This is a genomic window from Bacteroides sp. D2 (genome assembly GCF_025147085.1).
Classification (GTDB): Bacteria; Bacteroidota; Bacteroidia; order Bacteroidales; family Bacteroidaceae; genus Bacteroides.
The window spans coordinates 6041617-6064057 of sequence record NZ_CP102261.1 but is presented as its reverse complement, the minus strand read 5'-3'; the positions used below and the strand labels follow the sequence as shown (position 1 = coordinate 6064057).

Annotated in this window: 13 protein-coding genes; 5 read left to right on the top strand and 8 right to left on the bottom strand. The window is 39.8% G+C overall.

Annotated features, from left to right (window positions below; translation table 11 throughout):
* Positions 1-28: 28 nt before the first annotated feature.
* From NQ505_RS22975 to NQ505_RS22965, 3 genes are all read right to left on the bottom strand, one after another.
* Positions 29-2083 (bottom strand): RagB/SusD family nutrient uptake outer membrane protein, encoded by a 2055-nt coding sequence (locus tag NQ505_RS22975; protein ID WP_008999978.1) that lies wholly within the window; start codon positions 2081-2083, stop codon positions 29-31.
* A 36-nt stretch (positions 2084-2119) separates the two neighbouring features.
* Positions 2120-5299, bottom strand: coding sequence for a SusC/RagA family TonB-linked outer membrane protein (locus tag NQ505_RS22970; RefSeq protein ID WP_032853697.1), 3180 nt, complete (start codon positions 5297-5299; stop codon positions 2120-2122).
* A 122-nt stretch (positions 5300-5421) separates the two neighbouring features.
* Positions 5422-7266 carry a collagen binding domain-containing protein gene (locus NQ505_RS22965; protein ID WP_232293030.1) on the bottom strand — a complete coding sequence of 615 codons (1845 nt, stop codon included), beginning with the start codon at positions 7264-7266 and terminating at the stop codon, positions 5422-5424.
* A gap of 474 nt (positions 7267-7740) precedes the next feature.
* Between NQ505_RS22965 and NQ505_RS22960 the strand changes: the two genes are divergently transcribed.
* Positions 7741-10281, top strand: coding sequence for a hypothetical protein (locus tag NQ505_RS22960; RefSeq protein ID WP_008999982.1), 2541 nt, complete (start codon positions 7741-7743; stop codon positions 10279-10281).
* A 459-nt stretch (positions 10282-10740) separates the two neighbouring features.
* Here the strand turns inward: NQ505_RS22960 and NQ505_RS22955 are convergent, their stop codons facing one another.
* From NQ505_RS22955 to NQ505_RS22945, 3 genes are all read right to left on the bottom strand, one after another.
* Positions 10741-12240, bottom strand: coding sequence for an L-lactate permease (locus NQ505_RS22955; RefSeq protein WP_008999983.1), 1500 nt, complete (start codon positions 12238-12240; stop codon positions 10741-10743).
* 92 nt (positions 12241-12332) lie between these two features.
* Entirely contained in the window at positions 12333-13784 is a 1452-nt protein-coding gene (locus NQ505_RS22950; protein ID WP_008999984.1) for a DUF3868 domain-containing protein, read from the bottom strand.
* A 24-nt stretch (positions 13785-13808) separates the two neighbouring features.
* The gene (locus tag NQ505_RS22945; RefSeq protein ID WP_008999985.1) at positions 13809-14396 is read right to left on the bottom strand and encodes a DUF3575 domain-containing protein; all 588 of its coding nucleotides are present in this window, start codon (positions 14394-14396) and stop codon (positions 13809-13811) included.
* A 249-nt stretch (positions 14397-14645) separates the two neighbouring features.
* On the opposite strand from NQ505_RS22945, the gene NQ505_RS22940 reads away from it, so the two are divergent.
* The 4 genes from NQ505_RS22940 (at position 14646) to NQ505_RS22925 (ending at position 20780) form a co-directional block, all read left to right on the top strand.
* Positions 14646-16190 carry an acyl-CoA carboxylase subunit beta gene (locus NQ505_RS22940; protein WP_004304130.1) on the top strand — a complete coding sequence of 515 codons (1545 nt, stop codon included), beginning with the start codon at positions 14646-14648 and terminating at the stop codon, positions 16188-16190.
* A 78-nt stretch (positions 16191-16268) separates the two neighbouring features.
* On the top strand, positions 16269-17780 hold the full coding sequence (gene accC, locus NQ505_RS22935) for an acetyl-CoA carboxylase biotin carboxylase subunit (RefSeq protein ID WP_004304129.1): 1512 nt from the start codon (positions 16269-16271) through the stop codon (positions 17778-17780).
* 29 nt (positions 17781-17809) lie between these two features.
* Positions 17810-18334, top strand: coding sequence for a biotin/lipoyl-containing protein (locus NQ505_RS22930; protein WP_004297139.1), 525 nt, complete (start codon positions 17810-17812; stop codon positions 18332-18334).
* A gap of 88 nt (positions 18335-18422) precedes the next feature.
* Positions 18423-20780 carry a PAS domain-containing protein gene (locus tag NQ505_RS22925; protein ID WP_008999986.1) on the top strand — a complete coding sequence of 786 codons (2358 nt, stop codon included), beginning with the start codon at positions 18423-18425 and terminating at the stop codon, positions 20778-20780.
* Positions 20781-20886: 106 nt separating this feature from the next.
* Here the strand turns inward: NQ505_RS22925 and bioD are convergent, their stop codons facing one another.
* The gene (gene bioD, locus NQ505_RS22920; RefSeq protein ID WP_004297136.1) at positions 20887-21540 is read right to left on the bottom strand and encodes a dethiobiotin synthase; all 654 of its coding nucleotides are present in this window, start codon (positions 21538-21540) and stop codon (positions 20887-20889) included.
* Entirely contained in the window at positions 21537-22379 is an 843-nt protein-coding gene (gene bioC, locus NQ505_RS22915) for a malonyl-ACP O-methyltransferase BioC (RefSeq protein ID WP_008999987.1), read from the bottom strand. Before bioC ends, bioD begins: the two co-directional genes overlap by 4 nt.
* Positions 22380-22441 lie beyond the last annotated feature (62 nt).

Below are 22441 nucleotides of genomic sequence, written 5' to 3'. Positions count from 1 at the left end.
TTAATTAGTTTTTTATATCACTTATCTTTTATCGGTTAGGCTGCTGATCGATTAGCGGACTCTTCGTTACTTCTCCACCCGGTATTCCGAAGTAGTAGTCAATAGTACTGTAGTCAGCAGTTCTGTTTGAAGTCCATTGGAAACGAGCGTCAAAGAAGTATTTACCAGCTTGCGTTGAGAAGAATGGATATAATCCACGGAAACGGTAGCGGGAATTACTGCTAAACTTATCTTTATCTCTTGTTTCACCCCAGAATCCGCTTCTATTATTGTAGTCTTGTACACGCCAACGACGCAAATCCCATTTAGTCTTATGTTCAAAGGCTAATTCTTTACGACGTTCTTTCCGTACGATGTCACGTCCTCCTTCTGTAGCTGTCAGGTTACTTGTCAACAGAGTAGCTCCTGCACGTTCACGGATATCATTTACCGCTTTGGTTGCCAGCTGGAGAAGATTTTTTCCATCGGGAGATGTTACTCCGGCTAAAGATAACTCTATTGCTGCTTCGGCCGCATTGAGCAGAACTTCAGCATAACGCATCAATATAAAAGGTTGTGCTGATTTTCCTTCGCCTGCTGCAAACGATGGATCTGGGTTTAGCCATTTACGTCCATAAAATCCGGTTATTGCCGATTCTCCCTGGTCATAGAACGGACCATTTTCTCCGCCTGCAGTCATATCTTTACCTTCATATTTTACAACTTCCTGATTTTCCATCTTAGGACTGAGATATAATGTTTTGGGCTTGCCGGTATATGCATTTAAATCCTGATAGTGAGTATCGGCATTGGCAAAAGAGTAATCATTGAAAAAAGGTTTGATTGGAGTTGCTCCGGTATATATTCCCGCTCTGATTTCAATTTCTCTACCCTTAAACATATCACCGGGGAAGATCACATAGGCACGTAAGCGAGGTTCCGCATTTTTAAAGAAATCCATCGGTGTGTCAAACAGCAGATAATTACCATCAGTGTTGGAAGCACCGTCAGTTACTTTCATTGTTCCATCAGCATAATGTTCGAAGCCATCAAATAATTCTACAAAATCAAGAGTCGGACACGTTTCAGATGATAGCGGAGCGCGGAATATTAGTGGAGCACTGTAAGCGTCATATCCGTGTGTGATGGTTGGATATATGTATTTTCTTACATATATATTTTCCGGACTAGTCAGATCGCTAAACATATCTACCATATTCTGATATTGGGCTTCTTTATCGTTTGCAGCCCATTTTTTCTTATATAGATCATAACCGCCATTTATCATTACTTCACGGGCTGCTTTATAAGCCTCTGTAAAATATTTTTTAGATACGTCTTCCCACCGGCTCTCGTCGAATCCGATAACACGTACACCGGTTTTGCGTCCTAATCCTGTAAGACGTCCCTGAACTTTCTCATTATATTTAGCAACGGACCCTGCGTATAGCATCGCTTCAGATTTGAATGCTAATGCGATGTATTTACTTGAATAGCCATCCTTTAACGGTTTGTTACTTAACAGTGATATGGCTGTGTCAAAGTCAGATAACACCTGGTTCCATGTCTCTTCCTCCGACGAACGGGGAACTTCCAGCGTACTTTCATCAGCCGGGTATTGTATTACTCTTGTAACTAACGGCACACCACCATAGCGCTTTGCCATTGTGTAAAAGACAAAAGCTCTTACGAAATAAGCCTCACCCATATAGTGATTATAAACATTACCAGCAAAGTTATCTGCGTATTTCGGCAGGTTTTCAATTAGAAAGTTGGCATCACGCAACAAAGGAAATGATTTTCCCCAATATTGAGTATCTTCACCTGTGAAGGTTTTGCAGATGTCATCTCTGCCAACAGCCTCACCTGTGCCTTCAATACCCATTGCACCTAGCCAGGAACTGAAATTGAATCCCCATCTTGCCATATATTTAAAATCCTCGAAAGGCATATTACTGTACATTCGTGCCATGTAAATATCCATTCCCGATTCACTTCCTATTAAGTCTTTATCGGTAATGAGATTCTTGGGGGCAATATCCAGATCATTGCAACCACTGAATAATAGGAGACTAAACAATGATAATATAAATATCTTTTTCATATAGATAATATTTTAAATTATTTTTTATTCAAAACCTTAGAAAGAAAGAGACATTCCTACTGTATAGGTTTTGTTTAACGGATACATTCTACCCAAATCGTCGTCAGGATGTTCCGGGTCGACAAATTTCACGCCTGTTATTGTAAACAGGTTGTAGGCATTGGCAAATATGCGAAGGTTCATGGTCGACAAAGCTTTTATCCGAGGAAGGGTATAGCCAATTTCTATACTCTTAAGACGTAAATAAGCTGTGCTGACGCGATTGAATTCAGAGTTCCCTTTTGGATAATGGCCCGTATATCCATAGTGACCGCTTACCCATTTAGTCTTCGGATCGTAGGGGTCAGCCAGAGGGTCTGTCGGATGCCAACGATCGAGGAATTGCTCCAAAGCACCTCCGCCATTTTCACCCCATATATTATATAAAGGTTCTTTATATTCCATTGAACCGAGGGCAGAACCTTGAAATAATATGTTCAGATCAAAATTCTTATACGCGAAGTCCAAATTCAAACTGTAATTTAACCAAGGTGTTTGATCGAATGCAAAAGGATGTTCATCTTGACCATTGATTTCACCATCTCCATTCCAGTCTACATACTTGTAATCTCCAGGGAGTATATCTCTGTCTTTATAAATAGGGTATGTCCAGATGTCATTCCAATCAGTGTAACGTCCTGCTGAATTATAACCGAATTGAACGCCTTGATAACGGTTGTTTAAATTATCGTTGCGCCATCTGTCATAAGAACTGGACCAAGGACCTTTATCGACTGCAGTCATGTGTTTTCTACGAGTAATAGTACCTATTGCTTTTACCTTATAAGAAAAATCTCCTATTTTATTCCGGTGTGTAAGCTCCAGGTCTATACCAAATTGACGGTCGCTGTTAACGTTCTCTAATGGAGCTTCAGCACCTACCACTGTTGGTAAGTCTCCGCTACTGCGGGCAAACATGTTTTTGCGGCGGCGGTCGAAATAGTCAATTACAAAACCGAATAAACCATCCCATCCCTCAAAGTCTACACCAATGTCGAATGTTCTTGATTCGTACCATGAGATACCCTCATTAGGAAGAGGTTTCGGTGAAGCGGCATAAACGAATTTATCGCCAAAGACGAAGCCGGGAGCATATTGATTATAATACCCTTTTTCAGCATTTCCGCTGGTAGCAGGATAATTATATCCTTGTGCCCATTCATAATTCCAATTATTACTTAAATCATCTCCTAATACACCGTAGCTGGCACGTACCTTCAACTGATTCACAAAAGAAAGAGCAGATATTGATTTGAAAAACGGCTCTTCAGAGATACGCCATCCTGCTGATATGGAAGGGAAGAACCCCCATTTGTGTCCTTTGGCAAACTTAGATGATCCATCGTAACGGAATTGTGCTTCAAGCAAATAACGGCTTCCGTAAGCATAATTTATTCTACCTATTAAAGCTGAATTAGCTTCCTCGTAAAGATCGGAGTTACCCGAATACATTCCACCTTGTTGGGCAGTGTCTTCGCCTACAAAAAGATATGGAACGCTGAAGGCAAGATTGCGTTGGGCATAGAAGTTATCTCCCTGACGTTTCTGAGTTTCCCAACCGATTAATCCACTTATGGAATGTTCTCCAAATGTGCGATTATAATTCAATATTAACTGAGCCAGAGTCTGTTGTTTATCGTACATTTTTCGAAGGAGATTGCTCGGAGAACTGTTGTTATACAATTTTTGAGTATAGGTATCGGTCAAATCATCATAAGCATATTGATAATATTCCTTACGGTAACTTTCATTGTTGTCCAATCGGTAATCGTAACTAAACAATGCTTTTGCTGACAAGCCTTTTAAGACAGGTGTTATTGTTCCAAAATCATAATTGAGTGATGCTGAAGATTGGATATTTTTCTGTTTGTTCTTTTTGTATCCCGACACGTCGGAAGTCATGAAGGCAACCGTATTATTTTCCAATTCTAATCCTTTGTAATTTAACATTGTATTTTCTGGATCGGCATATGCTGGATACAATACCCCTTGCGACCAATAGTTGCGAATAATATCGACTGAACTGTAATAAGGAGAATTTCGTTCATCGAGGAAAGCACTAAGATTGAGTTCGAAAGTCAATCCTTTAAGAATTCTTGTCGAGATGTTAGAACGAATATTATATTTCTCATAATTCAAATCTCCTGATTTGAAAAATCCTTCCTGATAGAAATATCCCATACCTATATAATATTGGGTCCTTTCATTTCCTCCTGAGATGCTGATATCGTGTTGAGTTTGAGGAGAGTGATCTGAAAATATTAATGAATTCCAATCTGTAGCTCGGCGTGAACCATTGCGGAAAGCTTCGAACTGATCTTCACCGTATATAATATTCCCACCATCTACTTTATTCATCGCCTTTTCATTATATAAAATCATTGTTCCATACGGATCGGACAGTTTAGGCATGTCAGATGGCTGTTGGATGGTAAAGGAACCATTGTATGAGACTTTTGTCTTTCCCTCTTTTGAGCCTTTTTTAGTAGTTACTAATATAACACCATTGGCAGAACGTACCCCATAAATAGCAGCCGAAGCATCTTTCAGTACAGATATATCATCAATGTCATTAGCATTCAAACGCTGGAAGTCTTGCACGTCACGAGGAACACCGTCAATGATGACCAATGGAGCATCATATCCACGAATATCAAAGTTATTACTATAAGATCCGGGTTCGGCACTTTTTTGCCATACGCGTACTCCAGAGATTTTACCGGTAAGCATATTCTGCGGATTCTCATTTTTTGTTTTCAATAGGTCGGTACTTCTCACTCCTGCTATTGCACCGGTAAGGCTCACTTTTTTTTGTACACCATATCCCACAACCACTACATCACTAAGAGTGATGTCATTGGATTTCATAGAAACATTGATTTGTGTACGTCCATTCACTTTTTCTTCTATAGAATTATAGCCTATAAAAGAGAATACTAAAGTAGCATTATCTGGAGCTTCAATACGATATTGACCATCTATGCCGGTTATCGTCCCTATAGTTGTGTTCTTGATTACAACATTGGCCCCGATTACAGGTTCATTGGTTTCATCTGTAACAATACCTGTTATGGTTCTTTTTTGCGCCCACGATGGTGAACTCAAAGTCAGAAGAAACACCATAAGAATGCAGGAATACAGATATTGCATCTTTTTTACACCTTGTGTTTTCATCATAATGATAATTATTAAAATTTAGTTATGTTTTTGTTCGGTATGAACCGGTTCTTACTCGAATCTTTAGCCAAGTTAAAAGCTTGACAAGTAAAAGATTCGAGTAGGAACGAATCCTTGTTTATTTAGTTAAACTCGACGCTGTGGAATACCAACTTATTTTCATCGCTGCTCTTTTCTCCATTAAATACGCCTATAGCTATTACTACGTTGTTGCCATTAAATTGAGATAAGTCGTATACAAACTTAGCATACGCATTGGGGGTATCTGCACCTCCTAAACCATGTTTAAACTTCCAGCAGCCATCTTCTGCAGCTGCTGCTTCTTGAGCTGTATTGGATGTTGGTGTTAAGTTGACAAATGTTCCGTCTTCCTTAATAGCAGTAAGTTTGAAGAATGTCCATTGGCTACCAAATGTGCGGGTTTTCAACGTCAATTTATTATTTCCTTCTGCTATTGCAAATTTTGCATAGAAATAAGCTTCGGGTTTGTTGGTATTAGCACCTCCGTTGCCTGTTGTTTTTATCAAATAGCCTTCACTGGGGAATACTTCAGGGTCTTTTACTGTCGGCATAAATGACCAACAGTAGGCAATATGATTCACATCGCGCCATGCACGGTATGCTGCATAATAATTGTCTCTATTACCCCCGATAGGGCTTATTCCGGTGAATGATTTAGCTGTTTGAACCATTGTTGAACGAACCATTTCTGCGGTTAATTTCCATTCTTCCAAACCAGTGATAGTTGCACCTGGTAACCAGTTCCAGCCCTCAACTTTTTGTGGAGCAAAGCGTATGGCGCGAAGAACCAATTGCTTCCAATAATCACCTGTTGCGGTACGATAGATTCCGATAGCTATAATAACTTCTTTTCCAACATAGTCACTTAAGTCGAAATCATAATCAGTATAACTTTGCGAACCACAGGTTTGGGTTTCTCCAACTTTTACAGCTACAGGTTCTGCTGCAGAAAGATCTACTACTTGTACTCCAAAATACACTGGTGTTTTGTCATCTGCATTATGGGTGCGGATTCTTAATGACAAAATTTTGTTATCTTCCGTGATTTTTTTGCTGCCATAAGTATAAGAGTCAAATGCATCCAGATTAGCTGGATTCTTTTGTTCGTCACCTGTATTTCTGATTCTTAAAGTTGTACCTTCATTCTGTTCTTCCATATTACCCCAGAAACTTAAAGTACACATATAATCAGTCGACCAATCCCAATGAGGATAACTGTCGCCATTTCGTCCACCTCTGTATTCATTATAAAGCCATCTATCAGCCTCTTTCAAATCATCGGCCGTCAAACCTGGTAATACTTCTATGCCGCCTAAACGAATATCGAGAGTAGCTACCTTATCTATAAATTGGGCTTTCTTGATATCCTTTGAGACCGCTACATAACCGGTTTTACTAAATGTAATAGAGTAATCATCAATAATGAGACTTTCAAATAAGTATGTACCATCATTGTCGGTAGTTGTAGTCAATGACCCCAGTTTTACTGTTACCCCTGCAAGAGGAGCATTGTTGTTTTTAGCATCAGTTACAGTACCCATAACCTTTGCTGCTGCACTTAGCATCTGAATACTTATAGATGCTACTTTATTAGCATCGAACTTGCCGGCTAAAACAGTTGCGCTGGTAGTCAGATAATCTTTTTTGGTGAATGTAATGGTACGTTTATCCATAGGTACATTGGAGAAAGAGTACTTTCCATCGGCACCAGTAGCTGTAGAACCTTCGACATCAGAAATAGTAACTGCAACGCCATTGATAGGCGTGTTGTTTTCGTCAGTTACCATACCTGTTACAGTACCATAGTCGGACTTGGTCGAATCATCGTCATCGCTACACGAACTAGTTGTGAAAGCGATAGCTCCCGCTAACATAAAGAACGTAAACGTTCGTAAGTTTTTCATTAGTTTCATACGCAATTCAAAATAAAGTTTTTTGTTTTTCATAATTAAATATCTATGTATTGTAAGTTTACCGGAATTGTCAAATGTGTTTTTCTTTTTTTTGATTTTTATATGCATTATAATTCGTTGTATAATTTTTAGCAAAAAAAGAGCATGACGGTTAATTTATAGGTTAAAAAGCGGTTATTTATCTAGGAAATACATTAATCTTTGCCATTTAAAGTCAATATTTTGATATATCAATAATGTTGAGAGTTCATTGTTTTTTATTAATGTAAACATATACAGAAGCTTTTTTTCTATAAATATGATACCTGGATATATCTCTGTGGAACTAAGCGCTTCTTTAATAGTGGTTTATTTAAAAATAGGAGAGATACTAGTTATGATTATTTCTTCTTGGAGAATAATTTTGAAAAAAAAATGAATATTAAAGGTGTTAAGCTTATTGCAATTTGATATTTTATTTTAAATTTGCATTCAATTCTTTGATTAGAAACACACAAATAAAATATTATGAAGTTGTCATCTTGCCATATCATAGCTATAATAAGTATATTTTTCTTATCATCGACCTTATACGGGCAAGGATTAGAATTTAAAGGGAATGATTATCCCATTGATGAGCGTACATCCTATAATGTTTTTAATGATACGCCTATTCAGTTTTCGGATAAGTTTAATATAAGTTTTGAAATGTCATTAACGCGTCCTTCTCGTTTAGGTTATATCGTTAGGATAAAGAATGAAAATAATAAGATATATAATTTATCTTATTATAACGATGGTATATTCTCTGTGTTTAAATTAAACGAAGAAGGAAAGAATAGTCTCATTGCTGCCAAATTTGAGACTAAGGATTTAGTAGCATCTCGTTGGTTTCAAGTATCAATAAAATTTGATTTACAAAAAGATTCTTTATGTCTTGCAATCAAACAACAAAATTTTTTTGTACACAACCTTGAGTTACCTTCTAAATGGACTCCAGACATATATTTTGGAAAGAGTGATTATATGATTGATGTGCCAGTTTTCTCAATAAGACAACTTGTAATTTTTGATGATAAACAACAGTACAATTTTCCTTTAGATGAAAGTGAAGGAGAGGAGGTTCACTCTATTGAGGGAAAAGTATTCGGACAAGTTAGTAATCCGAAATGGCTTATAAATGAGTCTTATAATTGGACACAGAAGTATAAGTTTACATCTTCTAGTGTAGCAGGCTATAATTTTGATGATCTTACGGATAATATCTACATATTTAATAAAGATACTCTTATTACCTATAATTTGTACTCGGGTGACGTAATATGTAATAGTCTTGCAAATAAGTGTCCTATCGATATTTTTCTGGGAACAAATTTTTGGAATAGTGGGGCTAATAAACTTTATGTATATGAAGTTCATGTAGATGATGCTGGCAAACCAACAGTTGCAACTTTGGATTTGCGAGCGAAAGAATGGACTGTAGTGAGCAATGAAAACTTACCCATGCAGCTTCATCACCATAGTGTTGCTTATGATCGGGAGAATGAACGGCATTTCATATTTGGCGGTTTTGGAGACATATACTATAGTAAAGAACTGTATGTGTATAATTATAACAAAAACAGACTGGACTCGGTAGTTTTGAAAGGAGACCGGATAGAACCACGCTATTTTTCATCAATGGGATACCGTAAGGATGACAATTCTCTCTATATATATGGAGGTATGGGTAATGAATCAGGCGAACAAATAGTGGGACGTCAATATTTTTATGATTTACATAAAGTAGACTTGAACAATAACACGGTTTCCAAGCTGTGGGAAATACCATGGAATAGAGAAAACATAGTTCCTGTAAGAGAAATGGTTATTCAGGATGATTCTTATTTTTATACGCTTTGTTATCCGGAACATTGTTCTAATACTTATCTCAAATTATATCGTTTTGCATTCAAAGACGGAGCTTTTCAAATATTAGGTGACTCTATACCTATACGTTCCGAAAAGATAAAAACGAAAGCTAATTTGTATTATAGTGACAAACTCAATAAACTCTTTGCGGTGGTTCAGGAATTTGACGACGATGATATATCTTCCAGTGTAGGTGTGTATTCATTGGCTTTTCCTCCGATAAGTCATGCGTCATTGAGTGCATACAAACCTCACAGTAGAAATAGTGAATTTACTTTCCAAATATTGATAGCATTACTTATATTATTAGTTATAGTAATTATATCTGCTTTGATCTTTTTTATCAGACGTCGTTCCCATGAGAAACAAGGAGCAAATGATAAAAAAACTGTTATAAATCCAGTAAATGTAAAATGTTCTACTTCTTTGGAACAAAATTCAGTAAAAGCTAATAGCGTTTATTTGTTTGGGGAGTTTATGGTACGTGACAGACAGAATAAGGATATAACCTATATGTTTAGTACCAAATTAAAACAGGTATTCTTATCAATTCTTCAATATAGCCCTAAAGGAGGTATCTCATCACAAAGGCTAAGTGAATTGTTTTGGCCCGGTAAATCTGAAGATAAGGTGAAAAATTCACGTGGGGTTGCCATTAATCATGTAAGAGGAATCTTAAAAGAAATTGATGGAATTGAACTTGTATATGATAAAGGTTTGTTCAGGATTGAATACACGGATGAATTTTATTGTGATTACCTTGCTTGCGTCAAACTTTTGATGATAAATAATACTGGAGGAAATGCGACAGAACTAATTGGAATTGTATCTCGCGGGAAGTTTCTTCGGTCAATTGATATGCCAGAGTTCGATTCTTTCAAAGGAAATCTTGAGCAAAAATTAGAACCGGTATTATTGATTGAGATCGAAAATTGTTTTAAAAAAGAAGCGTATAAGATAGTTGTTGCACTTTGTGAGAGTTTATTTTATATTGATCCTATAAATGATGAGGCTCTTTGTTATGCAATTCAGTCTCTGACAAAAATGAATATGGTAAATGAGGCAAAAGTGCAATATTTAAAATTCAGTATCGAATATATGAATACGATGAATACAGAATATCCTTACTCATTTACTGATATACAAAAAAAGGTATGATGTTGTCCCCTTCATCTTTTGTTGTAAAGGCTGATGAATAGGTATATACAAGGTGAAGGATAGCTGATTCACCCGCCCTTTCCTCGTGTACTTGTTTGGTGAATATAAAGCTATGCTTTAGAGTATGCAAAGCATAGCTTTAGCCTACTTAAAGCGATGCTTTACAAAAATCAAAGAGTTTGTTTCAATCATTTAGCGTATTTAAAATAAATATCCCAATGTTTGTTTCAACTATCAGGAAGAAAAATAAATGCTATGAGCATACTGCATTTAGCTATAAGCATATTCCGATTTGCTATAATGAAAATTAGATTTGCTATAATGAAATAGGGGAGTGAACTCTTGGTGAAGGGCTGTCCTTCACCCGCAAACACCGATGAACAGGGAAAGGTGAAGGGGTGAAGGGATAAATGGCTTTTGCTTCATATCTCTATTTATTCTTTATGCACTTTTGGTTTGTTAACTGAAAATATAAACAACAATTCCGGCAATCGCCACATACACTAACGCATAAGGAATGGCCGCTTTCAGTATTTCCCCTTCTTTTCCCTGTTGGTTTCCCGCAGAAGTAGCAATGGCAATACTTTGTGGAGAGATAATCTTACCACCTGTGGCGCCTACCGTATTTGCAGCGGACAACCAATCCGGACTAACATGAATTTGCCCTGCAACGTTTGCTTGCAACTTTCCGAAAAGGATATTGGAAGAGGTGTCGCTTCCGGTGATAAATGTTCCCAGACAACCGATAACCGGAGCAAATAACGGATACAAACTTCCGGTAGCCGTAGCCAGTGCTGTGGCAATCACAGCGATCATTCCGGAACTATCCATAATAGTAGATAACCCCACGAGGCAGATAACCGTAATGAATGTTTTCTTCAACTGCTTCACGGTATTCCAAAGAACGATGAACAGATCTTTTACTTTAGCCCCCTGAATCAATCCACCGATAAAAGTACCGATGAAAAGCAATACTCCGGCATGAGTCAGCCAGGAAATAGTATAATTGACGGTGGACGCATTGATAGGCAGACTGATTCTCGTAATCCAATTGTTCTCTAAAGTATGACGCAATCCCGGAAAGAGCGGACTGGTCAGAATAATCAGAAACAGAATCAGTAAATAAATGCTCCATGCATTTAATATATCTTTCGTTTTCAGATGACTTTTTCGTGCTTTCTCTTCTTTGGATGCAGTAAGTTTTCCATAAATAACGATTACGATAATAGAAAGAATACTGCCGATTATGGCCGGAGATTCAGCACCCATATATTTTGCTGCCACATATTGGCTGGCTAAAGAGACTCCGCCTACCAATAAAGCCAGGAATATATTTTTCGGGAGCGATTTAAGTTTGGAGTCAGTAAGGAAAAGTAGAACCAGCGGAATCAGGAACATTAAAACGGATAATTGCAATACGACATTCGTACTAAGATGCAATACGTCCAAATTCGTTTCTTTGGCCAATACTAATACCGGAGTTCCGATTGCTCCGAAAGCAGTGGCTACACTATTGGCAATCAGACTCACCGTTGCCGAAAAGATAGGCTTGAATCCCAGACTGATAAGAATTGCCGCTGGAATAGCTACTGCTGTTCCGAAGCCGGCCATAGCTTCCAATAGACCTCCGAATCCCCAAGTCAGTAATAACACCTGAATACTTTTGTCGGTAGAAATAGAAGCGAATTGCTGTTTAATAATCTCCATCTTTTCAGTTTTCAGCAATACATTATAACTGAAAATAGCCATCAAAATAATGATTAAGATAGGAGAGACAGCTTTTAATGCTCCATATAAAAAGGAGTAAAACAGATTGTCTACCGAGAAAGCGAAGCCGAAAAGAGCAATCAGCATCGTCACAATCAGAGAAATGATACTACTTTTATCACCTGACATTTTAAAAAATGCCATCAGTATAATCAACAGTAACACCGGAATAACAGCAAGGATCAAGGTCATAATTATCAGATTTAAAAAGTGGAACGTCGTTTATTATTGATATAACAAACGAACGCCCCACTTTGGTCGGTTGAATAAATAGATTTTTCTGTTTATTTCATCTTCACACTTAAAATTTGTTGTAATTGTTTTAAGTTGGCAAGGGCAGCTTCGTTACCTAGCTTTGCTGCCTGCTCGAATGCGGCCATGGCACGGTTAATGTCTCCGTTAAGGAAATTGTAGACTCCGGTATTGTTGATGAACTCGGCAGTATTGTGATCGGCTTTCTCCATAAACTTCACTGCTGCATCCAAATCCTTTTGTGATAATGCGACGGCTCCTGCGTTCAGGTTAGCTACGGCGTCAGTAGGATACATGCGTACAGCAATATCGAATACATTAACAAAATCCTTGCTGCCTTTCGGATAACTGTTGGCCACCTGATACATTTCGTTCAGACTAAGATATTTCGGATTTTCCCGGATAATGATACGGCCTTGTTCAACATCGAAATTGACAACGGTATAGTCAATCTTGCAGTTCACTTTACGCAATCCCGGATAAATCTCTTTCAGCATACTACGGTAAGGAGCTCCGCCGCCTACACGCATGATTTCCTGTTTACGTTTGGCATCGTCAGTTGTATTTTTGATGATGTTCAGGAATGTTTCCTTCTCCTTCATCGAAGAAGATTGGAGTGCTTTTACCAATCCATCCCAGTTTTCTCCACCGAAAGTCACTTTATATAGTTTGGAAGACACTTTTTCGTTCTTAACCAGATAATCCTTCAAAGCTTCCGCACGTTTTTTGGAAAGCTGTTCATTGAAGGTAAGAGGTCCTTCCGGCGAGGCGAAACCTTTGATACTGATACCTTTCACAGTCAGGTTCCGGTCATTCTGTATTTTGTCAAACATGGCATGGATATTCACCAATTCAGCATGATTGTTCATGAAGTCGGTAAGGATCACCGATTTGTTGACCGGAAAATCCAGATGAGCTTCATATTGTTCGCTACGGTTTTTGACCACTTCTACGGTTGGCTGAATATAGGCAATGATAGGAGACATGGCACTTAAACGTTTGGCTTCGGTAGATACATCATTGGTAATCAGTTCCTGTGCATTCATTTCCTGATAATTGCCGCATCCGCATAGATTCTCTACAAGTTGCAAACTGGCATTAGCCATCCAGGGTTTGTAAGGAATCACCTGCGTATAATTAAAAGTTTCCCTTTTATTATAAGGAACGATAATGGCGGTAGGTTCTTGCTTAGTGATTGCCAGACTACGGATATATGCTTTTTCGCGTCTTTTACCATTGACGATGATTTCTTGCAAGGGTACATTATGCTGTCCGTCCGTCAGCAGGGGAATAAGGCTTAAACTTCGGGCGGAACCTATTGTCAGATTCTTCATGTCGAAGGTCATGCCGACATAAAGAGAGTTACCTTGTTGCCATAAAGATACGTTCGAGAGAGTGAGCGCATCGTTCAGGAATTTTTGTGCATGAGCCGGTAGGATGGCGGCTGCAAAAGCTATAAATAGATAAATAAGTTTTCTTTTCATCATTGTAAGTTTTAGAGAGTTCGATTATTTGATGACATAAATGAAACTAAGACCGATTTTGGTCGGACCGAAATAATTGCGGGTGTTATGTCCCAACTTTTCACCTCCGTCACCACGAGCATACTTATCATATTCCAGACGGGCGTATCCCACTCCGATGGTAGCTTCCATACTCCATCGTTTGCTTATGATCCATTGATATCCGTAGGAAATACCGGTTCCGTACAGATTGCCGTCGTAACGGTCATGTCCCATTCCGAATATATTCAGATTGCTGACATTCATTTCTCCGTAATGTCCGTGCAAACCGAAGAAACTTCCGTTGAAACGTTCGCAGAGCCAATAGCGTAATTCCGGCTGAACGAGCCAATGTTTGATTTGACGGTCGTCACCAAACTTCCACGGATTGTAGTTACCGGATATGTCGAGAGTCAGTTTCTTTGCCAATCCCACTTCGATTCCTAAATTGGGCGTAGAAGTGGCCCAATAGAGAGCATTGGTCTTGATGGCAAATTTGGGTAGATAGGTTTCATTCCGTTGTACCTGTGCATGAATACTTGTACCGAACACGAGCAGGAAACCGGCTGCTAATAAGATTTTAATTGTTCTCATTTTGTTAGGGTATAGGTTTTATTAAAAATGATAAGCGATAAACAGAAAAGCGGAGAAGTTTGTTGTCGCAACCTGCAAAAAAAAGCTCCCTAAATAAATGGATAAAGATGTTTTAAGGCATAAATGCTAACAATTTCCACGCATGATGCGTTCATTATATAAAAGTACCTTTGTGTAATCAATATGACAATGATTTCATTTATTACTGTTTATTTTTACACACACATACAACTTTAATAATTACAGCCTATGAAAGAGCTTATTAGCAACCTGGAAGAACTGAACAGGAAAGCAGAAAAAGGCGGCGGAGACGCTCGCATTGAAAAACAACATTCTGTGGGCAAACTGACCGCCCGTGAACGCATCGATTTATTATTGGAGAAAGGTTCGTTTATCGAACTGGATAAGTTGGTAACCCATCGGTGTACCGATTTCGGTATGGAAAAGCAGAAATTTGCCGGAGACGGGGTGGTGACGGGATATGGTATGATTGGCAAGCGCCTGGTTTATGTATTCGCACAGGATTTCACCGTATTTGGAGGAGCTCTTTCGGAAACGCACGCTAAGAAAATTTGTAAAGTGATGGACATGGCCATGCAGATGGGAGCACCCATCATCGGATTGAATGACTCGGGAGGTGCACGAATTCAGGAAGGAGTACGTTCTTTGGCCGGATATGCCGAGATATTCCTGCGCAATTCTATGGCATCCGGAGTGATTCCACAGATTAGCGCAATCATGGGACCTTGTGCCGGTGGTGCTGTTTATTCTCCTGCATTGACCGATTTTATTTTGATGGTGAAAAACTCCGGTTATATGTTTATTACAGGACCGGATGTGGTGAGAAGCGTGACACAGGAAGAAGTGACAAAAGAAGAACTCGGTGGAGTAGGCGTGCACATGACAAAGTCCGGTGTAGCCCATCTTTCTGCGGAAAACGATATTGAGTGCATCAATTATATTCGTGAATTGATCTCCTATCTGCCGGGGAATAATATGGAAGAGCCTCCGTTTGTAGCGACCAGCGATTCGCCGACTCGCCTGACTCCGGAACTGGCAGATTTGATTCCGTCCAATCCGAATCAGCCGTATAATATAAAAGAGATGATAGAAGCGGTGGCTGATGATAATAGTTTCTTCGAGCTTCAGGCAGAATATGCTGCGAATATTGTGACGGGATATATCCGCCTGAATGGAAAAACGGTGGGAGTGGTGGCTAATCAGCCATTGGTGCTTGCTGGTACACTGGATATCAATGCGTCTATCAAAGCCGCTCGTTTTGTCCGCTTCTGTGATGCTTTCAATATCCCTTTACTGACACTGGTAGATGTTCCGGGATTCCTTCCGGGAATCGATCAGGAATATGGCGGAATTATCCGTAACGGGGCAAAATTACTTTATGCTTATTGTGAGGCTACGGTGCCGAAAGTGACGGTTATTACCCGCAAAGCATACGGTGGTGCTTACGATGTGATGAGTTCCAAGCATATCCGTGGAGATGTAAATCTTGCTTTCCCTACCGCCGAAATCGCGGTGATGGGACCGGATGGAGCTGTGAATATCCTTTTCCGTAAGGAAATAGATAAAGCCGAGAAACCCGAAGAGAAACGGAAAGAACTTCAGGATGATTATCGCGGAAAGTTTGCCAATCCTTACCGGGCGGCGGAACTGGGATATGTGGATGAAGTGATCGATCCGGCAGTAACCCGTTTGCGGTTGATTCGAAGTTTCGAGATGCTTGCCAACAAACGGCAGTCGAATCCTCCTAAGAAACATTCTAATCTACCGCTGTAAGCCTGTTTATGGATTAAATCCGTGCCTAAAATTATTAAATTGCTCTTTTAAGTTTTGACTTCTAAAAAGAAAAAGATTATGATAAAAAAAATATTAGTAGCCAATCGGGGTGAGATAGCGATGCGCATCTTTCGGACTTGTCGGGTGATGAATATCTCGACAGTGGCTGTTTATACCCATGTAGACCGCGGAGCTTTGCACGTGCGTTATGCGGAAGAAGCCTATTGCATCTCCGAATCGCCCGAAGATACCTCCTACCTAAAGCCGGAATTGATATTGTCCATTGCCAAAAAGACCGGAGCCGCTATTCATCCGGGATATGGTTTCCTGTCGGAGAATGCGGATTTTGCCCGCCGTTGCGAAGAAGAGGGAGTGATTTTTATCGGACCGAGTGCGGATATTATTTCCAAAATGGGAATCAAGACGGAGGCCCGTAAGATTATGCGGGAAGCAGGATTGCCTATTGTGCCCGGAACCGAAACACCCGTACAGGGCATTGATGAAGTGAAGAAGGTAGCTAATGAAGTTGGCTATCCCATTATGCTGAAAGCACTTGCGGGAGGTGGAGGAAAAGGTATGCGTCTGGTACGTACGGAAGAAGAGGTGGAAACTGCTCTCCGTTTGTCGCAATCCGAAGCAGGGACATCCTTTGGCAATGATGCGGTTTATATTGAAAAATATATTGAGAATCCGCATCATATCGAAGTTCAGATCATGGGAGATAAGTATGGAAATGTCGTTCATCTGTATGAACGTGAATGTTCCATTCAGCGTCGTAACCAAAAGGTGATAGAAGAAAGTCCTTCTCCTTTTGTGAAAGAGGAGACGAGAAAGAAGATGTTGAAGGTAGCTGTGGAAGCCTGTAAAAAAATAGGTTATTACAGTGCCGGGACATTGGAGTTTATGATGGATAAGGACCAGAACTTCTATTTTCTCGAGATGAATACCCGTTTGCAGGTAGAGCATCCTGTGACGGAGGAGTGCACAGGCGTTGACTTGGTACGGGATATGATAACTGTTGCTGCCGGAAATCCATTACCTTACAAACAGGATGATATTGAGTTTAGCGGAGCAGCGATCGAATGTCGTATTTACGCCGAAGATCCGGAGAATAACTTCATGCCTTCTCCCGGTGTGATTACTGTCCGTGAAGCTCCCGAGGGACGTAACCTGCGTCTTGACAGTGCCGCTTATGCGGGATTTGAAGTCTCTTTGCATTATGACCCGATGATTGCAAAGCTTTGTTGTTGGGGACGTACCCGTGCTTCGGCCATTTCTAATATGGCACGTGCTCTGCGCGAGTATAAGATTCTGGGAATCAAAACGACGATTCCTTTCCATCAACGTGTATTGAAGAATGCGGCTTTCCTGAAAGGTGAATATGACACGACGTTTATTGATACACGCTTCGATAAGGAAGACCTGAAACGTCGTCAGAATACAGATCCGACAGTGGCTGTCATTGCTGCCGCAGTGCGACATTACGAGCGCGAGAAAGAAGCGGCTTCCCGTGCAACAACACTCCCGGTAGTAGGAGAATCACTCTGGAAGTATTATGGTAAATTGCAGATGACTGCTAATAATTATTGATTTGAGACTAATAAATAACGGAACAGATTATGGGTACAACATTAGCTACATATTACGCCAAGCTCCAGGATATGCCGGACAGTGAATATAAGGTAGAAATTCTGGAGGACGGGCCAATCAAGAAGATTGCAGTCAATGGTAAGATATATGAGGTCGATTATAACATGGGTGGCGACTCTATCCATTCGATCATCATCGATCACCACTCGCATGGAGTGCAGATTTCTCCTTCTTCCAATAATTCATATACGATTATGAATAAAGGGGAGCTTTATCAGATTGAATTGCAGGGAGAAATGGAGAAGATACATAATGCCCGCACTGCTGCTGAATCCGTAGGGCGTCAGGTGGTACAGGCACCGATGCCGGGAGTTATTCTGAAGACGTATGTAAAGAAAGGAGATCTCGTGAAGCGGGGTGATCCGCTTTGTGTATTGGTGGCGATGAAAATGGAGAATGAGATACGTTCGGTGACGGATGGAGTTGTGAAAGAAGTATTCGTGGAAGATGGCATGAAGGTGGGATTGAACGACCGGATTATGGTAATTGAGTAATTCTTTGAAAAAAACGGGGTAAATACGTGCTTTTATTCAAAAAAATATTTACTTTTGGCAGATAAGTACGTATTTACACCGTTACATTATGAGCATCGAACAAAGCAAAGAAGCATTATTAGAACAGTTAGAAGCACTTAAAAAAGAAAACGAGCAGCTTAGAAAAGAACTTTCTACCCTTAGGGATGAGAAATATAACGATCGTCCTGTTAGTTTTAAAGAAAAATATGCTGTTAGAATACTAGACTCTCTTCCCGATATGCTGACTGTCTTCAATCAGAGTGAGGTAGGTATTGAAGTTGTTTCCAATGAGGAAACCAACCATGTAGGAATATCAAACAAGGATTTTAGAGGGATGCGTATGCAGGATATGGTTCCACCGGAAGCATATCAGAATATTCACTCCAATATGCGTCATGCTATCACCACCGGAACTGTTTCAACTGCACATCACGAACTGGATTTTAATGGTGAACGCCATTATTACGAGAACCGTATTTTTCCGTTGGATGAGGAATACGTGCTGATTATGTGTCGTGACATAACGGAACGAGTGGCTACCCAAAGACAATTGGAAGTTTTTAAAAGTGTGCTTGATAAGGTGAGTGACAGTATTCTTGCTGTGGCGGAAGATGGAACGCTGGTTTATGCAAATAAGCAATTTATAGAAGAATACGGTGTAACGCAGGAGTTGGGTACACAAAAAATATATGATTTGCGTGTCTCTATGACCAACAAGGAGGCATGGGAACAAAAGCTCCAGGTGATACGCGATCATGAAGGAAGTCTGGCTTATCGGGCGGCTTATATACCTTACGGGCATACGAAGGAGAGAGTACATCAGGTATCTACTTTCCTGATTCGTGAAAATAATCAGGAACTCACCTGGTTCTTTACGCAGGACATTACCGATGTTATCAAGAAACGGGATGAACTCCGTGAACTGAATCTGTTATTAGATGGCATTTTAAATAATATTCCGGTCTATTTGTTTGTGAAAGATCCGGAAGATGATCTTAGATATTTATATTGGAATAAGGCATTTGCCGATCATTCGGGTATTCCGGCATCTAAAGCTATCGGGCATACGGATTATGAGATATTTCCGGTGCACGGAGACGCGGAGAAATTCCGTAAGGATGATTTGGAATTACTCCAGACTCATAAGCGTATTGATATGCAGGAAACTTATCTGTCCGCTAATGGAGAAGCACGTATCGTGCAAACTTTGAAAGCACTCGTACCGATGGAGGGACGTAAACCTTTGCTGATTGGCATTTCGTGGGATATTACTAATCTTCAGAATATTGAGCAGGAACTAATCAAGGCAAGGATTAAAGCGGAGCAATCCGACAGATTGAAAAGTGCTTTCCTTGCTAACATGAGTCATGAGATCCGGACCCCGCTGAATGCCATTGTAGGATTCTCCCAATTATTGCCTTCTGCCGAAACTGCTGAAGAGAAAAAGCTCTATTCGGGTATTATCAATCAGAATTCGGATATCTTGTTGCAATTGATTAATGATATTCTGGATTTATCGAAGATAGAAGCCGGAACACTGGAATATATCAAACGTCCAATGAATCTGGGAGAGGTTTGCCGAACAATTTATACTGTTCATAAAGAACGTGTGAAAGAAGGGGTAACTCTTGTTTTTGATAATGAGGAGGAGGATTTGCTCATGGAGGGAGATCAGAACCGTATCATGCAGGTGATAACGAATTTCCTGACTAATGCAAGTAAGTTTACCTATGAAGGAGAGATCCGTTTAGGTTTTGGACGAATGGATAAAGATATTCGTGTGTATGTAAAGGATACAGGAATAGGGATAGAACCGGAAAAGGTAGATCATATCTTCGAGCGTTTTGTCAAACTGAACTCTTTTGCCCAAGGGACAGGATTAGGTCTGTCTATCTGTCGGATGATTATCGAAAAAATCGGTGGAGAAATAGGGGTGACTTCCGAACTGGGTAAAGGCTCCACATTCTATTTCACGATCCCTTATGAAGAAACCGGAGAGCATGGTAAATTCTTTAAAGAGTCGAAAGTGGTATCTAAAGGAAATACAGTCAATCGTGTACAACAGATTAAGAAGATTCTGGTAGCAGAAGATGTGGAGAGCAATTTTATCTTGCTGAAGAATCTGATTGGCAGGGAATATACATTGCTTTGGGCTAAAGACGGAGTGGAAGCTATCGAAATGTATAAGCAGTACCAACCGGACTTAATCCTGATGGATGTAAAAATGCCGCGTATGGATGGACTGGAAGCAACCCATATTATCCGCTCTTATTCTAAAGAAATTCCGATCATTGCTTTGACGGCTTATGCTTTTGAGGCGGATAAAGAATTGGCATTGGAGATGGGTTGTAATGACTTTGTGACCAAACCGATTTCGGAAAGAACATTGAGAAAGGCTTTAGATAAATATTCGACTACTGTTTAAAAAAAGGGATTATGGCTATATGTATCCGGTGAAAGTTACTTATGATAGCCATAATCCACAAAAGAGTACGATTGTTGTCGAGTGAAAGTAGTCGGTGATTGTTTTTCTATAGATTCTTTTTTATTTCCGGAACCAGTATAAACTTCGTTTCCGGAAAATACTTTTTCAGCCAGGTTCGGATAAATTCCATTGTATCATTCTGAATTGTCTTGTCTTCTACGGTAGGATATAAATTATATAATACGGTATCTAGTACAATGCCGCGTTTTTGTATTGCTTCGAGACTAAGCAGGGTATGATTGATACTCCCCAGTTTGCCCGAAGTAACAAAGATAAGCGGATATTTTTCTTGGACGATGTAGTCAATGGTTAAAAGTTCAGTAGTGAGGGGAACCATAAGGCCGCCTGCTCCTTCGAGTAAAACAGAGTCATACCGTTCACTCAATTCTTCGGTCGCACGTTTTATTTTATCAAAGTCGATGGGACGGTTATCTAGCTGGGAAGCAAGATGCGGAGAGGCGGGATAAGAGAAAATCTCCGGCATGGTTAGTCCCTCTTGGTCTTCTTTGGTGAAAGGGATTCCCATGATTTGCCGATGTAGGTCAATATCTTCGGAATGACCTACATTTCCCGTTTGAATAAATTTCTGGGTGATGGTGCGATGGCCATTCTTGTTCCATTCACGAGCTAGAAAGCCGGTGGCATAGCTTTTTCCGGCATCAGTGTCGATACCGCTTACGAAATATACATTCTGTTTCATACTTTTTTCTTTTTTGCGATGATATAAATGGGATGATATGTTAAGGACACAGAAGCGCCCTGAGTAAATTCCTGCGTGTAACGTTCACAGAAGAGTTGCAAGTCACGACGAGTCCATTGTTGTTGGGGGAGATTGTTCTTAAAATTATTTTTTGAATTGTTGTCTGATGAACACAAATCGTTCTCTTGTTTTCCGGTAGGAGAGGATTGCGTTGATAAGCCATTGACTCCGGTTTGCTTCAAGTGATATAGTACTTTTATCGGGTCTTCGAACGAAAGCGGGATAAGCTCTTCTTCTGAATACAGTATGTCAAAATGGGGTGACAAAGCTACTTCGAGCTCTTCCCGTGAACGATAAGGAAGTCCGTTGCCGGTAAGTTCGCGTATTTCTTTCATGTTTTCTTTTCCAAAAGTGCTAAAAGCAAAATAACCCTGATTATTGAGTAGGGTATTACACCTTTCGAAAAAGTTTTCCGGTGATTCGAACCATTGCAAGGCGGAGCAGGAAGTTATCAATGTACTTTCGGTGGGGAAAGAGACTGTTTCGGCATCTCCCGGAAGAAAAGAAACCTGCTTCTTCATTAATAAGTCCTCACAGCAATATTTCATATCGGGGCAAAGGTCATTAAGTAATAACTCTTCCGGACGGAGGGCTTGGAGTAGCATACGGGAGTAAATACCGGTTCCGCAGCCAAATTCAATTACTTTCGAGCAGGGAGAAGGTATGTGTTCTGTAAGCAAACGAATCATTTTACCTGCTATTTGCCGTTGCACGTTTGCTTCCTTTGGATAGGTAGTGATAGCTTTTGAAAAACGTTCTGCGATTAGTCGTTTATTCATAATCAATATTTGTTTAATAGGCTGATATACTTGATAATCACTTTATTTTAAAATGATGGATG

Excerpts from the sequence above, each read along its gene's own strand:
- NQ505_RS22965 (WP_232293030.1), bottom strand. The coding sequence starts at position 7,266 with ATGAAAAACAAAAAACTTTATTTTGAATTGCGTATGAAACTAATGAAA.
- NQ505_RS22945 (WP_008999985.1), bottom strand. The coding sequence starts at position 14,396 with ATGAGAACAATTAAAATCTTATTAGCAGCCGGTTTCCTGCTCGTGTTC.
- NQ505_RS22955 (WP_008999983.1), bottom strand. The coding sequence starts at position 12,240 with ATGACCTTGATCCTTGCTGTTATTCCGGTGTTACTGTTGATTATACTG.
- NQ505_RS22930 (WP_004297139.1), top strand. The coding sequence starts at position 17,810 with ATGGGTACAACATTAGCTACATATTACGCCAAGCTCCAGGATATGCCG.
- NQ505_RS22970 (WP_032853697.1), bottom strand. The coding sequence starts at position 5,299 with ATGATGAAAACACAAGGTGTAAAAAAGATGCAATATCTGTATTCCTGC.
- NQ505_RS22925 (WP_008999986.1), top strand. The coding sequence starts at position 18,423 with ATGAGCATCGAACAAAGCAAAGAAGCATTATTAGAACAGTTAGAAGCA.
- bioD (WP_004297136.1), bottom strand. The coding sequence starts at position 21,540 with ATGAAACAGAATGTATATTTCGTAAGCGGTATCGACACTGATGCCGGA.
- NQ505_RS22940 (WP_004304130.1), top strand. The coding sequence starts at position 14,646 with ATGAAAGAGCTTATTAGCAACCTGGAAGAACTGAACAGGAAAGCAGAA.
- NQ505_RS22960 (WP_008999982.1), top strand. The coding sequence starts at position 7,741 with ATGAAGTTGTCATCTTGCCATATCATAGCTATAATAAGTATATTTTTC.
- NQ505_RS22975 (WP_008999978.1), bottom strand. The coding sequence starts at position 2,083 with ATGAAAAAGATATTTATATTATCATTGTTTAGTCTCCTATTATTCAGT.
- NQ505_RS22950 (WP_008999984.1), bottom strand. The coding sequence starts at position 13,784 with ATGAAAAGAAAACTTATTTATCTATTTATAGCTTTTGCAGCCGCCATC.
- accC (WP_004304129.1), top strand. The coding sequence starts at position 16,269 with ATGATAAAAAAAATATTAGTAGCCAATCGGGGTGAGATAGCGATGCGC.
- bioC (WP_008999987.1), bottom strand. The coding sequence starts at position 22,379 with ATGAATAAACGACTAATCGCAGAACGTTTTTCAAAAGCTATCACTACC.